The organism is Microcystis sp. M53603_WE2, from assembly GCF_030065435.1.
Genome location: NZ_JASJFF010001114.1, coordinates 1 through 1,141 on the forward strand (window position 1 = coordinate 1; position 1,141 = coordinate 1,141).

1 pseudogene is annotated in these 1,141 nt (G+C 40.4%); it reads left to right on the forward strand.

The window, feature by feature from the left end:
- Positions 1 to 251: 251 nt before the first annotated feature.
- A pseudogene (locus PX481_RS23530) lies at positions 252 to 998 on the forward strand (ISAs1 family transposase); the annotation flags it as partial.
- Positions 999 to 1,141: the final 143 nt, after the last annotated feature.

Sequence of the window (1,141 nt, forward strand, 5' to 3'; positions counted from 1 at the left end):
ACTTAATTGATTAGTTCGCTCTAGATAAAAAACAATTGACAAAAATCGCTAAATGCCTTTGTCTATAACAGGGTAAGCTCATCTAATTTGGTATAAATTGTACTTGACAAAGATTTCTGAATAGGGTAATCAAATCGCCATAGCACCGTCCCGCACTGCCAGTACCCAGACTTAGCCGCTGCTACCTCTGTATAATTTATAATTAGCCTTAGTCTCACTGTTGTTGATGAAAATTAATGAGGAAATAGCTCATGGGTAAAGGTTTTGCTCCCGTTCTCCCCACCGGAAATAAAGCTCAACTAAAACCTGAGCTTCCTTTAACATCAATAAATGAAATTCAAGCTAGTTTATTGACTTATCTTCAAGATATTCCTGACCCAAGAGCGTCCCGAACCCAAAAACATTTATTAACTGATATTTTAGTCATTGCTGTTTTAGCAGTTATAGCAGGAGCCAAAGGTTGGGAAGACATGGAAAATTATGGACTCAGTAAGCAGTCTTGGTTATCTGAGTTTTTAGAATTACCTAATGGCATTCCTTCTGATGACACTTTTCGGCGGGTTTTTGAACGGATTAACCCGGAAGTTTTGGCCAAAGTTTTGTCTCAATGGCTGCCCCATTTAATCGGTTCTCTTTCGGGGGAAATAGTTCCCATAGACGGGAAAAGTCTCAGAGGTTCTTACGACCGTAATCAAGGAATTAAAGCCTTGCATTTAGTGACGGCTTGGGCGGGGGAGCAGAAATTAGTTTTAGGACAAGTCAAGGTGGAAGATAAATCCAATGAGATTACTGCTATTCCCGCTTTACTAGAACTGTTAGACCTTCAAGGGGCAATTATCACCCTAGATGCTATGGGAACTCAAACGGCGATTATTAATCATATTCAAGCCAAAAAAGCTGACTACGTTGTCGCCCTTAAAGCTAATCATCCGACTCTTTATACTCAGGTCAAAAACTGGTTTGAGCAAGCTCAAGCACATCAATTTGATGGTATTCAATTTAGTTAGGGTCTGCTGAAAAAGTTTTTCCTGGGGGTAGGAGTCAGTAGCCGGTCGTCAGGAGCCGGTCGTTTTAGGCTTTGTTGCCCTTGTTTTTTGTACCAAGCGATGTACTACAAGAAGGATAATGCAAGGTTTTTGAA